The sequence below is a fragment of the Photorhabdus aballayi genome (genome assembly GCF_026153155.1).
Classification (GTDB): Bacteria; Pseudomonadota; Gammaproteobacteria; order Enterobacterales; family Enterobacteriaceae; genus Photorhabdus; species Photorhabdus luminescens.
In genome coordinates, this window is sequence record NZ_JAPFCD010000004.1 from 22,231 (window position 1) to 36,989 (window position 14,759).

The 14,759-nt window shown below is 40.1% G+C and carries 10 protein-coding genes and 1 pseudogene; 9 read left to right on the plus strand and 2 right to left on the minus strand.

What is annotated here, in order from left to right:
• Nucleotides 1-450: 450 nt before the first annotated feature.
• The 8 genes and pseudogenes from OO184_RS03335 to OO184_RS03375 all read left to right on the plus strand — a co-directional run bounded on the left by OO184_RS03335 (nt 451) and on the right by OO184_RS03375 (nt 10,617).
• Nucleotides 451-2,007: a type I restriction-modification system subunit M gene (locus OO184_RS03335; RefSeq protein WP_265377965.1), complete on the plus strand. Its 1,557-nt coding sequence runs from the start codon at nt 451-453 to the stop codon at nt 2,005-2,007.
• Nucleotides 2,004-3,212: a restriction endonuclease subunit S gene (locus OO184_RS03340; protein ID WP_265377966.1), complete on the plus strand. Its 1,209-nt coding sequence runs from the start codon at nt 2,004-2,006 to the stop codon at nt 3,210-3,212. The genes OO184_RS03335 and OO184_RS03340 overlap by 4 nt, the downstream gene beginning before the upstream one ends.
• A 1-nt stretch (nt 3,213) precedes the next feature.
• On the plus strand, nt 3,214-4,368 hold the full coding sequence (locus OO184_RS03345; RefSeq protein ID WP_265377967.1) for an AAA family ATPase: 1,155 nt from the start codon (nt 3,214-3,216) through the stop codon (nt 4,366-4,368).
• Between the two features lie 25 nt (nt 4,369-4,393).
• Nucleotides 4,394-7,510 carry a type I restriction endonuclease subunit R gene (locus OO184_RS03350; RefSeq protein ID WP_265377968.1) on the plus strand — a complete coding sequence of 1,039 codons (3,117 nt, stop codon included), beginning with the start codon at nt 4,394-4,396 and terminating at the stop codon, nt 7,508-7,510.
• A 105-nt stretch (nt 7,511-7,615) separates the two neighbouring features.
• A pseudogene (locus tag OO184_RS03355) lies at nt 7,616-7,776 on the plus strand (IS982 family transposase); the annotation flags it as partial.
• Nucleotides 7,777-8,519: 743 nt separating this feature from the next.
• Nucleotides 8,520-9,143, plus strand: coding sequence for a CatB-related O-acetyltransferase (locus OO184_RS03365; RefSeq protein ID WP_265377969.1), 624 nt, complete (start codon nt 8,520-8,522; stop codon nt 9,141-9,143).
• Between the two features lie 202 nt (nt 9,144-9,345).
• The gene (locus tag OO184_RS03370; protein WP_265377970.1) at nt 9,346-10,329 is read left to right on the plus strand and encodes an Rpn family recombination-promoting nuclease/putative transposase; all 984 of its coding nucleotides are present in this window, start codon (nt 9,346-9,348) and stop codon (nt 10,327-10,329) included.
• 102 nt (nt 10,330-10,431) lie between these two features.
• Nucleotides 10,432-10,617 (plus strand): RpnC/YadD family protein, encoded by a 186-nt coding sequence (locus OO184_RS03375; protein ID WP_265377971.1) that lies wholly within the window; start codon nt 10,432-10,434, stop codon nt 10,615-10,617.
• Between the two features lie 370 nt (nt 10,618-10,987).
• On the opposite strand, the gene OO184_RS03380 is transcribed toward OO184_RS03375, so the two are convergent.
• A complete protein-coding gene (locus tag OO184_RS03380; protein WP_265377972.1) occupies nt 10,988-11,755 on the minus strand; it encodes a DJ-1/PfpI family protein in 768 nt (255 codons plus the stop codon).
• A 178-nt stretch (nt 11,756-11,933) separates the two neighbouring features.
• Between OO184_RS03380 and OO184_RS03385 the strand changes: the two genes are divergently transcribed.
• On the plus strand, nt 11,934-12,905 hold the full coding sequence (locus tag OO184_RS03385) for a GlxA family transcriptional regulator (protein ID WP_265377973.1): 972 nt from the start codon (nt 11,934-11,936) through the stop codon (nt 12,903-12,905).
• On the opposite strand, the gene prpR is transcribed toward OO184_RS03385, so the two are convergent.
• Nucleotides 12,902-14,569: a propionate catabolism operon regulatory protein PrpR gene (gene prpR / locus OO184_RS03390; protein ID WP_265377974.1), complete on the minus strand. Its 1,668-nt coding sequence runs from the start codon at nt 14,567-14,569 to the stop codon at nt 12,902-12,904. The genes OO184_RS03385 and prpR overlap by 4 nt on opposite strands.
• Nucleotides 14,570-14,759: the final 190 nt, after the last annotated feature.

Consider the following 14,759-nt stretch of genomic DNA (forward strand, 5'->3'; position numbering starts at 1 on the left):
GTTGGTTGAAGGGTAATGATGAGTTTGATTTCAGATTATCACAACTTAACAATATGAATTTAAATAAAAATATTTAAAAGTGAATAGATGAACAGTTTTATCACTAATTCTTTTATAAGGGAGGGATAAGCAAAAGGTTTTCTCTGGCGGGTGCTTTTCAGCTTTCCGAGTTACCGGGTTAATGTATTAGCCCGGTAACTCGGAGAAGGCAAACGCAGCGTGTCAGTTTCTCGCCTTAAGCAAACCAAAATTAGTCTGCTACATCAAGTTGCTATGAGCAAAATATAGGACAGGATTGCCTATCAGTGTTGGAAGCAGCCCAAAATGACCCAGAGATGACGACTAAACTTGTCGCGATTCAAAATGATTAGAACGTCTTTACTCGTTATAATACTGGGATGATTATGGGCCGATGGCCATTCACAAACGTATTAAAAGTGGAGTTTCACAATGACAAGTACCCAACAACGCGCCGAACTACAGCGTCAAATCTGGCAAATTGCTAACGATGTGAGAGGTTCGGTGGATGGCTGGGATTTCAAACAGTATGTACTAGGTACGCTGTTTTATCGTTTTATAAGTGAAAACTTTGCAAGCTACATTGAAGGCGGTGATGAGAGTATCAACTATGCTGAGCTTTCAGATGATATTATCACTGACGATATTAAAGATGATGCTATTAAAACCAAAGGCTATTTTATTTACCCAAGCCAACTGTTTGTTAATATTGCCGCAAATGCTAATAAAAATGACAATTTAAACAAAGACTTAAATAGCATTTTCGTTGCTATTGAAAGCTCAGCCAACGGCTACCCATCTGAAGCCGAGATTAAGGGTCTTTTTGCCGATTTTGACACCACCAGTAACCGTTTAGGTAATACCGTTAAAGATAAAAACACCCGTTTAGCCGCAGTCTTGAAAGGCGTGGAAGGGCTTCAATTTGGTCAGTTTGAAAATAACAAGATCGATCTGTTTGGTGATGCTTACGAGTTTTTAATCTCTAACTACGCTGCTAATGCAGGTAAATCAGGCGGTGAATTTTTTACACCACAACACGTTTCTAGGCTAATCGCTCAGCTCGCTATGCATGGGCAAACCAGCGTGAATAAAATATATGATCCAGCCGCAGGTTCTGGATCACTGCTATTACAAGCCAAAAAACACTTCGATGCCCACATTATTGAAGACGGTTTCTTTGGTCAGGAGATTAACCATACCACCTATAACCTTGCGCGTATGAATATGTTTTTACACAACATTAACTACGACAAGTTTAATATTATGTTGGGCAACACCTTAACCGAACCGCATTTTGGTGATGACAAACCATTCGATGCTATCGTCTCTAATCCACCGTATTCGGTGAAATGGATTGGCAGTGATGATCCAACGCTAATCAACGATGAACGCTTTGCTCCCGCTGGTGTACTAGCTCCGAAGTCTAAAGCCGACTTTGCCTTTGTACTGCACGCATTGAGTTACTTATCTAGTAAAGGCCGCGCGGCAATTGTTTGCTTCCCGGGTATTTTTTACCGTGGTGGAGCTGAGCAAAAGATCCGCCAATATTTGGTAGATAACAACTATGTTGAAACCGTGATCTCATTAGCTCCTAACCTATTTTTTGGCACGACCATTGCTGTAAATATTCTTGTGCTGTCTAAACACAAAATTGATACCAAAACCCAGTTTATTAATGCCAGCACTTTGTTTAAAAAAGAAACCAATAACAACGTACTTACAGATAGCCATATCGAACAAATCATGCAGGTATTTGATAGCAAAGATGATGTTGAGCATTTTGCTAAATCGGTCAGTTTTGAAGCCATCGCTGCTAACGATTACAACCTGTCGGTGAGTAGTTATGTCGAAGTTAAAGATAACCGCGAAATAATTGATATTACAAAAATCAATGCTGAATTAAAGATCACTGTTAAAAAAATCGACCAGCTGCGAGCGGATATTGATGCCATTGTGGCAGAAATTGAAGGCGTGGAGATTGAGGCATGAGCAATTTGAGCTTTATGGAAAAAATGCTTGAAGGCGTTGAGGTGGAATGGATGGCCTTGGGTATGGTAACGAAATATGAACAACCGGCAAAATATCTTGTTAAATCAACTAACTACAGTGACGACTTTGAAATTCCAGTATTAACAGCAGGTAAGACTTTTATCCTTGGATATACAGATGAAACGGATGGTATTTATAAAGCGTCAGAAACTCCTGTTATTATTTTTGATGATTTTACAACGGCAAATAAGTGGGTTGATTTTGATTTTAAAGCCAAATCATCAGCAATGAAAATGATTTCATCAGCAGATGAGTTTAAGTCCCTATCTAAATACATTTATTATTGGTTGAATACATTGCCTAGTGAATTAGTTGACGGTGATCACAAACGTCAATGGATTAGCAATTTTTCAAACAAGAAAATCCCCATCCCACCCCTCGACATTCAAACCGAAATCGTCCGCATTTTGGACACCTTTACCGAGCTTACCGCTGAGCTTACCGCTGAACTTACCGCTGAACTTACCGTACGCAAAAAACAATACAACTACTATCGCGACCAATTGTTAAGTTTTGAAGAGGGTGAGGTGGAGTGGAAGACTTTGAGGGATATATCGACAAAAGTTTCTTCTGGTGGAACTCCTTTATCAACTAGGGAAGATTTTTATGATGGCGATATCCCTTGGTTACGTACGCAAGAAGTTTGCTTCAACGAAGTCCTTGATACAGATATAAAAATTACTGAGCTTGCTGTAAAAAACTCATCAGCAAAATGGATTCCAGCTAATTGTGTAATAGTGGCAATTTCAGGAGCTACTGCCGCACGCTCCGCCATAAACAAAATTCCGCTTACTACCAATCAGCACTGTTGTAATTTAGAAATTAATCCAGAATGTGCAAATTACAGATATGTATTTCATTGGGTGTGCAATGAATACGATAAACTTAAAGCACTTGGGCAGGGCGCTCGTTCTGATCTAAATGCAGGAATTATCAAGAATTATCCAATTCCCATTCCTTATCCGGAAGACCCTGTCAAATCGCTTGCGGAACAAGAACGTATTGTCGGTATCCTAGATAAATTCGATGCTTTAATTAACTCCATTAGCGAAGGTTTGCCACGAGAAATTGAACTACGCCAAAAACAATACGAATATTATCGCGATCTGCTGTTGAATTTCCCTAAGCCAGAGGTAGAGGCATGATATGAGCAAAACGCTAACGGGAATAGCCCAGCAGCTAAAAGATGCCAACAAGAAAGTGCAGTTGATCTATGCCTTTAATGGTACAGGTAAAACCCGGCTTTCGCGGGAATTTAAACAGCTTGTTGCTCCTAAAAATGATAATGATGAAAGTAGCAACAATGAAGAACTATCATTGACGCGTACTAATTTTTTGTATTACAACGCCTTTACCGAAGACTTGTTTTACTGGGATAACGACTTATCTGAGAATACCGAACCTAGACTCAAAATCCAGCCGAATTCATTTACAGATTGGGTGCTGAAAGATCAGGGGCAAGACCGAAATATCATTGCTAACTTCCAACGCTATACGGATGAAAAATTAACTCCACATTTTAGTGAAAATGGTTCGGAAGTTACATTTTCTTTCGAACGTGGCAATGAAGCACCAACTGAAAATGTTAAAATATCAAAAGGTGAAGAAAGCAACTTTATCTGGAGCATATTTTACACACTGATTGAGCAAGTAATCAGCGTGCTGAATATTGCTGAACCCGGTGAGCGAGAAACAGATCAGTTTAATCAACTGCAATATGTCTTTATTGATGATCCTGTTAGCTCGTTAGATGAAAACCATTTGATTGAGTTGGCAGTACATCTTGCTCAACTTATTAAATCCAACGAATCTACCGTTAAATTCATCATCACGACGCATAACCCTCTTTTCTATAACGTGCTACACAATGAGCTAAACAGTGATGATAAAAGCTATAAAAAGAAATGGTTTGAGAAATACAGGCTGACAAAGCATGAGGACGGTACATATCAGCTAGCAATCCAACCTAATGATTCACCATTTTCATATCATCTTTATCTGAAGTCAGAACTCGAAAAAGCCATTGAAAACGGTCAGTTGAGCAAGTATCACTTCAACTTTTTAAGAAATATATTAGAAAAAACCTCTACTTTTCTTGGCTATAAAAAGTGGGGTGATTTATTGCCAAAAACCGATGATGGCAGGCCCAATCCTTATGAGGCTAGGATTATTAATATCTCTAGTCATTCAAAACATGCAGGTGAAGAGGTCGCTGAGCTTACAGAAGATGACAAGCGTGTTTTGCGCTATCTGGTTAATGAAATTAACACTATGTACCGCTTCCAACAGGCAGAAAATTAGAGTGAATCGAATTTATAGGTGAAGTATGAACGAATACAAAACTATTGCTGAATCAAATAACTTTATCGTACTGGATAAATACACCAAGGAATTGCAGCTAAATGAAACCTACCAAAGCGAAGGTGATTTAGAACGGGAATTGATCGACGATTTAGTCAACCAAGGCTATGAATATGTCACTGGCTTAAACACGCCCCAAAACATGCTGGCTAATGTGCGGGAGCATTTACAGGTACTGAATAATGTTAATTTTTCAGAAAGTGAGTGGCAACGCTTTGTTGAACAGTACTTAGATAAGCCCAACGATAACAACATAGATAAAACTCGTAAGATTCATAACGATTATATCTACGACTTTGTTTTTGATGATGGACATATTGAGAACATCTATCTAGTCGATAAGAAAAACATTGCCCGTAATAAAGTACAAGTCATTAAGCAATTCAAGCAAAAAGGGGCGCAAGCGAATCGATACGATGTAACAATTTTGGTTAATGGCTTGCCATTGGTACAAGTTGAACTTAAAAAGCGCGGAGTTGCTATCCGTGAAGCCTTTAACCAAGTGCATCGTTATAGTAAAGAAAGCTTTAATACAGAAAACTCATTGTTTAAATACTTACAGCTTTTTGTGATTTCAAACGGTACAGACACGCGCTATTTTGCCAATACTACCAAGCGTGATAAAAATAGTTTTGATTTCACCATGAATTGGGCCAAATCTGATAATACCCTGATTAAAGACCTAAAAGATTTCACAGCTACGTTTTTTCAGAAAAATACCTTGCTGAATGTGTTAATTCATTATTCTGTATTTGATGTTAGCAATACTTTATTAGTGATGCGTCCTTATCAAATAGCGGCTACTGAACGTATTTTGTGGAAAATTAAAAGTGCGTATCAGGCCAAAAATTGGAGTAATACTGAAAGTGGTGGCTACATTTGGCATACCACGGGGTCGGGCAAGACTTTAACTAGTTTCAAAGCGGCGCGTTTGGCTACTGAGTTGGATTTTATCGATAAGGTGTTTTTTGTGGTCGATCGTAAAGATCTGGATTACCAGACCATGAAAGAATATCAACGTTTTTCGCCTGACAGCGTTAATGGTTCGGAGAGTACCGCAGGGCTAAAACGGAATATTGAAAAAGATGACAATAAAATTATTGTTACTACCATTCAAAAATTTAATAACTTAATAAAAAGTGAAAGCGATTTACCAATATACAATAAGCAAGTAGTATTTATTTTTGATGAGGCACATCGCAGCCAGTTTGGTGAAGCACAAAAAAACCTAAAGAAGAAATTTAAAAAGTATTATCAATTTGGTTTTACAGGCACGCCAATTTTCCCGCAAAATGCTTTAGGAGCAGACACCACCAGTAGTGTATTTGGCCGAGAATTACATTCGTATGTGATTACCGATGCCATTCGTGATGAAAAAGTATTGAAGTTTAAAGTTGATTATAACGATGTAAGACCACAGTTTAAGTCCATTGAAACCGAACAAGACGAGAAAAAGTTAACAGCGGCAGAAAACAAGCAAGCTTTTTTACATCCCGTTCGTATTCGTGCAATTTCCCAGTATATTTTAAATAGCTTCAGGCAAAAAACACATCGTCTCCAAGCCGGCGGAAAAGGCTTTAATGCCATGTTTGCTGTCAGTAGCGTGGATGCCGCCAAAGCTTATTATGAAGCGTTCAAGCATTTACAAAAAGAGACCGAAGGAAATAAAGCAAATAAAAAACCGCTTAATGTCGCCACTATCTTCTCTTTCGCCGCTAATGAAGAGCAAGATGCTATTGGTGAGATTATTGATGAAAGTTTTGAACTCACCGCAATGGACAGCAGTGCCAAAGAATTTTTAAGCGCGGTCATTGATGATTATAATGCAGCGTTCAAAATGAATTTTGGTGTAGATAGTAAAGGTTTCCAAAACTACTATAAAGACCTTGCTCAGCGAGTGAAAAATCAAGAAGTAGATTTACTGATTGTTGTTGGCATGTTCTTAACAGGATTTGATGCGCCGACATTGAATACTTTATTTGTCGATAAAAATCTGCGTTACCACGGCCTAATGCAAGCTTTTTCACGCACTAACCGTATTTATGACGCCACGAAGACCTTTGGCAATATCGTCACCTTCCGTGATTTAGAACAAGCTACGGTTGACGCTATCACTTTGTTTGGTGATAAGAACACCAAAAACGTGGTGCTGGAAAAAAGCTATAAAGAATACATGGAAGGCTTTACTGATTTAGTCACCGGCGAAGCACGTCGAGGATTTTTAGAGGTAGTGACAGAGCTACAAAGACGCTTTCCTAATCCTGATGATATTGTTAAAGAGCAAGATAAAAAGGACTTTGCCAAACTATTTGGTGAATATTTGCGTGCGGAGAATGTACTGCAAAACTATGATGAGTTTGCAGGATTGAAGGCTCTACAACATGTAGATATTAGTAATCTGGAGGCTGTTGAGGCATTTAAGGCTAAATACTACCTGAGTGATGAAGATATCGCCGCGATGCAAGCGATTGAGATGCCAACTGAGCGTGTTATTCAAGATTATCGCTCAACCTATAATGATACGCGTGATTGGTTACGCCGTGAAAAGTCGTCTAACGAGAAAGATAAATCTACTATTGACTGGGATGATGTCGTCTTTGAAGTGGACTTGCTCAAATCGCAGGAAATTAATTTAGATTATATTCTTGAGTTGATTTTTGAAAATAATAAAAAGAATAAAAATAAGGCAGAGTTAATTGATGAAGTTCGCCGTTTAATTCGCTCCAGCCTTGGCAATCGAGCAAAAGAAAGTTTAATTGTTGATTTTATTAATCAAACTAACTTGGACGAAATTATCGACAAGGCCAGTATTATTGATGAGTTTTTCAAATTTGCTCAAGCTGAACAAAAACGTGAAGCAGAAGAGTTAATTAGCTCGGAAAAGTTAAATGAAGATGCGGCTAAGCGTTATATCACGGCATCATTAAAACGAGAATATGCAAGTGAAAACGGCACAGAACTCAATTCCACTCTACCTAAGTTAAGTCCACTTAACCCAGAATACAGAACGAAAAAACAGGCTGTTTTCCAGAAAATTGCTGCATTTGTTGAGAAGTTTAAGGGAGTAGGTGGACAAATATAGGTGTGAGCTAATATACAACAGTCGATCTACTACTAGCTATTATAAACCACTTACCAACCATCTAGATACCTTGACGTTTAGATGGTTTGTACGTTATTTTTCCCTCTTAATGGGCAATTAAAAACTTTTTCTCAAATTCTCGCCACCGAAGTATAAAAGGATTTATGTTGACCGTTTTAGGCGGTTTGATTGCTTATTGTTTTAAATGGAAGAAGCCATCACTGAAAGTTTTCTATTCGAAAGACGATTTTTCAGTGACGGTTTAAACAGAATTCGGGTTAATTATCTTGAAATCCATCCCTTTGAAATCTGGCCTAGTACTTATTTTGATAAACGCGGTCAACTTATTAAGCGCTGAATTCGCAATAAACCGCAATAATAATACGCTTTAATTTGTGATATATTTCGTGAAAATAATAAATATTTATACAAAGCCCGGAGATTAAAATGGCTGCTTAATTCGACCATTTTTAAACTTCACGGCTTTTTTCATTTAAAATGCCATAGGAATAAATGAGGTTATGTATTACCTGAAACGATTAGCACATAGCACACTAACCTGCTGTGAAAATATGAGATATAGATCACATATTGAAAAATATAACAACAGAAAAATGATATTTTTGAGGTTTTTTAGTAAAAAAATATATAGAAATGTGTATAGAATAAAAAACAGAATAAATATTTTTGTTTAAAATTAATATATTAAGTGTTTTGTTCTATGCTTTTCACCTCGTTCACATTGAAAATATGTTGTTTAATATGAAAAGAATCCCGTTATTAAATCAACCCCGAATCAGCTAGGAGTGATGTATTTTGAGTGCGGATACATCACCATAGAAAGCATTCCATACCCTATGGATTTCAAGATGCTTCGCGACGGCAAGGGAGCGAATCCCCGGGAGCATAGATAACGATGTGACCGGGGTGAGCGAGTGCAGCCAACAAAGAGGCAACTTGAAAGATAATGGGTATATGGTAAATGAATAATTAATAGAGACTATTTACCATGAAAGAAAAACATTGGTCAAAAATTCAATTTTTACATGAAGCTGTAACTAATCCGAATATTGTCATCAAAGGAACTCATAGCTATTATAGCGATTGCTGGAGCGGCGGTTTTGAAGAATCTGTCGTTCGCTATTTGTACGGTGATAAAATCAGTCTTCAATGGGAGTCTAAATGGCCAATTGATAAATTGTATATTGGCGATTATGTTTGCATAGGTGCTGAAACTATCATTCTTATGGGTGGAAACAATACACACAGAGCGGATTGGTTCTGTTTATATCCATTCATGGAATATATTGAAGAGGCATATGTAGGTAAAGGTGACACACATATTTATGATAGTGTGTGGCTTGGTATGCGTTCAATGATTATGCCTGGCGTCACCATTGGTGAAGGCGCTATCGTTGCTGCTAATAGCGTCGTAACTAAAGATGTTGAGCCATATAGTATTGTCGCTGGAACACCTGCGAGATTAGTTAAATATCGCTTTGAGCCGCACATTATCAATGAGCTACTTGCGTTAAAAATATATGATTGGTCAGAAGAGAAATTTAATGCTTTAAAACCCTATCTCTGTGCTTCGGATATTAAGGCATTAAAATCTGCTGTAAGATCATATTAATGGAAATAGTTAATTAGCTCCGTAGAACAATTAATTAGTCTTGATTGGACTAATTAATTGTTATTTTTAAAATGTTCTATTATTGAATTATTTAACTGAAATGCATTAATTATTATCTGAAATACCGTTTCGGCATTCAAGCTGCAAACGGTATTTATTTAATATTCATTCAATATAAAAGAAAATATGCTACTATCCTCTTATGAAAAGAAAAAATACACCGACGCCACATGATGCTATTTTTAAAAAGTTTTTAAGTCATATTGATACCGCCAGAGATTTTCTAGAGATACATTTACCTGCCACATTACGGGCAGTTTGTGATCTTGATACACTGCAACTGGAATCGGGGTCATTTATTGAGGACAATCTGCGGGTACATTATTCCGACATTCTGTATTCACTAAAAACTACGCAGGGTGAGAGTTATGTGTATTGTGTAATTGAACATCAGAGTTCCCCGGATAAGATGATGGCGTTCCGGCTGATGCGTTACAGTATTTCAGCAATGCAGTGGTATCTGGAGCAGGGACATGAAAAATTGCCGCTGGTTATTCCGGTGTTGTTCTATCACGGAAAAGTGCGGCCATATCCGTGGAGTACCAACTGGTTCGACTGCTTCGATGCTTCGGCTCTGGCGGAAGAGATCTATTCCAGCGCGTTTCCGCTGGTGGATGTGACGGTAATCCCGGATGATGAAATCCTGACGCACAAACGGGTTGCACTACTGGAAATAGTACAAAAACATATCCGGCAACGTGATATGGCGGAGTTACAGCAAGAGCTGACCATGTTGTTTGCGTATGATTATTATACATATGAGCTGCTAAAAAGCATGCTAAACTACATATTACTGGTGGGAGATACCGCCGATCCAGAAGGTTTTATCCGGCAACTGGCAGAACAGTTCCCGAAGTATGAGGAGGTACTGATGACAATAGCGCAGAAGTTGCAACATAAAGGACATCAAGAAGGGCTTAAGGAAGGGCTTCAAAAATGTCAAGAAGCACGCGAAGAAGGGCTTCAAGAAGGATTACAGAAAGGTGAAAAAAAAGGTGAAGAGAAAGGTAAAAAACAGGCGGTTCTGGAAATCGCCTGTAGAATGATGAACAATGGTATCGATAATGAAACAATAATGAAAACCACAGGGTTGAGCCAGAGCGAACTTGAACAAATATATCACTGATTCGTGCTGAGAGCCGTAATCGGTATTTAAAGATTTGTGTTAGAAGAGGGGCTTGTTCGGCGAATAGCTGAACCGTCTCCTAGAAATATGAGGAGGTAATTGGTGACAATAGCGCAAAAACTGGAGCAGAAAGCGTTCCAAGAAGGATATAGAGAAGGATTACAGATAGGTAGAAAACTGGCGCTTGTGAAAGCTGTGTATGCAATGATTGATGCTGATATTGACCATGAAACAATAATTAAAATCGTCGTGCTGAGCCAGAATAAGCTTGAACAAATAGCCGATTGACTTATGCTGATACCTTAATCGGCATGAAAGTTCGTGTAAATAAGTGGGCAAAACTTTACATATAAGCGGTATATTATTTGGATAAGTGTGAAATCATACTTTTTCTGTCGGGTATTAAGCTTTTTAATTGAAATAGTATTTGAATAATTAAAGAATATTCCTCAAATAGAATATTCGAAACATCGTAATCCGATAAATTTTCTCTTGGAAGCGGCAACCGGATTGGTTGCCTATACCGTTTAATTAAAAAAAACAAATCTGGATTTATGCACCTATGAATTAGTCGTTCTTAGAATAGAAAATATTTCTGTTATTGGTAAATAAGCGAACGCTGAAACAGGTTGAATTGAGCCATAATACGAAAATATATTCAGTAGATATCTGATATTCTCTTGGCGCTTTTAATTAATATTTCTTTGTAATTAGGCATCTGTTGTTCCACATTGCAAAATATAGCTTGAAGCGTGGCATTAGTTATTTCTTTGCCGGCGAGTTCTGGCATACCGCTATTGAACGGCGGTTCTGGGCTATATTGCATCGTTAGTTGGACTGCTTGTGCATATTCTTCACCTTTGATTTCAGCAAGCAATGTTAAACCGAAATCAATGCCGGCAGTGACTCCACCCCCGGTGACCCGGTTTCTATCGATAACGACTCTTTTATTAACCGGTATTGCACCGAATTTGTTGAGATCGTCTGTCATCGACCAGTGGGTCGCTGCTTGATACCCTTTTAGCAAACCAGCGGCTCCTAACAGGATAGATCCGGTACACACGCTGGTGACCCAAGATGCTTTACTGCCCACTTTATGTATCCAATCAAGCATGTCTAATTCGGAAAGCACAGCATAAGGATTTCCTGTACCGGGAATACATAAGATATCAACTTTATCTAATTGCTCAAAAGTAATGCTCGGCGAGAATGATATATGTGCCAGCTCAGTACGCACCGGAAGTAAATCGCGCCAAACATATTCAATATTTAACCATTCTCCCACCTCAAGAACTGTTGCGGGACCAATCATATCAAGTGGCGTCATACCTGGGAAAATAACAAAAGCGAGGGTGGGCTTTTCTCCAGACGATGTTTTCATTAACGAAGATAATGCCGCAGGATATTCCTTAGATGTATTTTTCATGGAGACGTTTTCCTTAAATTGAGATTGAAAAGCGAGCTGAAATTCATATGCCGCTATTTTTAGCGATCGCAGAATATCTGTATTCCCGGTGATGAATTGATGGGGCAACTGTAACCGTAAATTAATTGGCGTATATGCCAATATTGCGACGATTTACGCCAAGTGCCATAATTGCCTTATGGACATTAAAACTCTCTATTTTCTGATCTTCCCCAACGTAAATCTGCTGGATTTTTCAGGTCCATTGCAGGTCTTCATCACCGCCAATGAGCTGGCGGAGAAGGTTGGTCACAGGCGGCCCTATGACATAAAAGTCGTAGCTTGTGAACCCGGACAGGTCATGACGCAGGCTGGCATAACTGTGCAGGCAGAGCCTCTACCTGAGCTGGATTCTCCCGCTGATACTCTGATTGTTGCAGGGGGCATTGGCGTTGAGTCAGCGGCGAACCATCCGCCATTGCGTAATTGGTTGAAGGGACATGCATCTCTGGCTAGGCGTATTGTGTCTGTATGCAGTGGGGCATTCATTCTGGCGGCCTGTGGGTTGCTTGATGGCCGCAGAGTCGTCACACACTGGAGTAGCTGCGCCGAATTGGCCCGGCGTTACAGTAAATTGCGGGTAGAATGTGATCCTATCTTTATTCAGGATGGCCCGGTGTGGACTTCTGCTGGCGTCACCGCAGGCATCGATTTGGCTCTGGCATTACTGGAGGAAGATCTCGGTCATAAACTGGCACTGGATGTTGCGCGGGAACTCGTTATGTTTCTTAAACGTCCTGGTGGACAGGAACAGTTTAGTGCTCCACTGGCATTACAAAGCAGCACAAGTAAATTTGCAGATCTGCACGCTTGGATGACCAATAATTTGGCGGGAGACCTTTCCGTGGCAGCTTTGGCTGCACGAGCCAATATGAGTGAGCGTAGCTTCGTGCGCCACTACAGCCAACATACAGGGGTTACGCCAGCCAAAGCGGTGGAGCGATTCCGCTTGGAAGCGGCGCGTCATCTTTTGGTTGAGTCTACGCTATCGCTCAAGTGCATAGCCTCCCGTTGCGGTTTCGGCTGTGAAGATACTTTGCGCCGTAGTTTCTTCCGGATGTTCGGTAGCACTCCACAGGACTACCGTAAGCACTTTAAGGCGACATTTTAGCTATTTATTTCTGCCATCTCTTTCTTCAATCGTCGCCATAACGTAGTACGGCTAATCCCCAGATATTCCGCAGTTGCATGGTGATTGCCAGCAAACCGTTTCAAGGTTTCATGAGCTGAAGGTGGTGCAACAAGTGAAGATTTTTGCGTTAAAGAAGGGAAAGACTTCATACTTTGTTCTGCCAGATTGAGTGTAGATTGGCGCTCTGGTGAAAGCGCCAATATCAATTCCGGTGTTAAGATATGTTCAGGGTGGGCGCTAAGGTATAACGTGAGCCGTTCCATAAGATTACGTAGTTCCCGGACATTGCCGGGCCAATGATAGGTTTGCAATGCCTCTTGACAGGCAGCAAGCTCTTGCACTCTTGATTGTGATACCGGTAAGTTCAATGCAGCAAATGCTCGTCGCAGATATTCTAGCGCCAATATACCAATATCGTGACCTCTTTCCCTGAGGGCCGGAATGTTGATTCGCAATACACTCAGACGATAGAACAGGTCCGTTCGAAAACGGCCTTCTTGAACCCAAGTATCTAAATCGCAATGTGTGGCGCAGATGATCCGGACATCAACGGCAATAGGGCGGTGTCCTCCTACTCTGACAACGGATTTTTCTTCCAGTACCCGCAATAGCCGTGTTTGAAGAGGCAGCGGCATTTCACCAATTTCATCCAGAAATAGCGTGCCTCGATGTGCAACTTCAAAAAGACCTGCACGTCCTCCACGTCGTGAACCGGTGAAAGCGCCTTCTTCATAACCAAACAACTCAGCTTCCAATAGGGATTCAGCAATGGCGCCGCAGTTAACGGCGACAAACGGGCGTTGATGTTTACCTGCAATTTGACCATATCGCAGGGCATATTCATGGTGAATGGCTTGTGCTACCAGCTCCTTACCTGTACCGCTTTCTCCTTGTATTAACACTGTGGCAGGCGAGCGGGCATATAGCATAATAGTGTTGCGCACATGTTCCATTACCGCTGAATCTCCCCGGATATCATTGAGAGTATGCCGGGTACGCAAGCTATTCTCGGTTGGATAGGCAGAAATTGAAGCTTGGTTGAGCTTGGTCATTCTGGCGATATCCAATGCATCGCGGAATGCCTGGCGAATAGAATCAGCAGAGTAAACAAAGACACCGACTAATTCGGCTTCATAGGCGAGATCGGTAATCAGCCCGGCACCGACGATCACCTTAATGCCGATCGCTTTTAATGCATTGACTTGGGCCCGTGCATCTTCTTCCGTTACGTAACTGCGTTGTTCAATACGCAAGTTGAACCGTTGCTGAAATTCTTCTAGCGCGGGTAATGTATTCTTATAGGTGATAACGCCAATACGGGAGCTGATTTGTCGTGCACGGGCCAATGCCTGCATAAAATCAAACCCGCTGGCCTTGGCAATGATAACCGGTACTGACAAGCGGCTTTTAAGATAGGCGCCATTGGAGCCAGCACAGAGTACGGCATCACAGCATTCAGTTGTTAATCGTTGACGAATATGCTGAACCGCATTTTCAAACCCAAGTTGGATAGGTGTGATATTAGCCTGATGATCGAATTCTGGTGTGATATCGCGGAAGAGATCGAAAAGACGGGAAACAGATACTGTCCAAATGACCGGTTTATCGCGGTTATCACGTTCTGCTGATGGTGTTTCTGCCATGCTATTCCTCTATCTGTATGCTGTTTTCGCTTTTCCCACCACAATAATTCAATGTTTCTCAATTGTTTCATTCGTGTTTCATGAAACGTAATTGGTTCATTATGAAACAGATAAGTTTTTCTATCAATGGTACTTTTCTACAGGTTAATAAATATTTTTAATGTTATTTTTAGTTTAAAAAACAAAATAT

What these genes read in the sequence shown, in the direction of transcription:
- OO184_RS03335 (WP_265377965.1), top strand. Translation starts at nt 451, where the DNA reads ATGACAAGTACCCAACAACGCGCCGAACTACAGCGTCAAATCTGGCAA.
- OO184_RS03340 (WP_265377966.1), top strand. Translation starts at nt 2,004, where the DNA reads ATGAGCAATTTGAGCTTTATGGAAAAAATGCTTGAAGGCGTTGAGGTG.
- OO184_RS03345 (WP_265377967.1), top strand. Translation starts at nt 3,214, where the DNA reads ATGAGCAAAACGCTAACGGGAATAGCCCAGCAGCTAAAAGATGCCAAC.
- OO184_RS03350 (WP_265377968.1), top strand. Translation starts at nt 4,394, where the DNA reads ATGAACGAATACAAAACTATTGCTGAATCAAATAACTTTATCGTACTG.
- OO184_RS03365 (WP_265377969.1), top strand. Translation starts at nt 8,520, where the DNA reads ATGAAAGAAAAACATTGGTCAAAAATTCAATTTTTACATGAAGCTGTA.
- OO184_RS03370 (WP_265377970.1), top strand. Translation starts at nt 9,346, where the DNA reads ATGAAAAGAAAAAATACACCGACGCCACATGATGCTATTTTTAAAAAG.
- OO184_RS03380 (WP_265377972.1), bottom strand. Translation starts at nt 11,755, where the DNA reads ATGAAAAATACATCTAAGGAATATCCTGCGGCATTATCTTCGTTAATG.
- OO184_RS03385 (WP_265377973.1), top strand. Translation starts at nt 11,934, where the DNA reads ATGGACATTAAAACTCTCTATTTTCTGATCTTCCCCAACGTAAATCTG.
- prpR (WP_265377974.1), bottom strand. Translation starts at nt 14,569, where the DNA reads ATGGCAGAAACACCATCAGCAGAACGTGATAACCGCGATAAACCGGTC.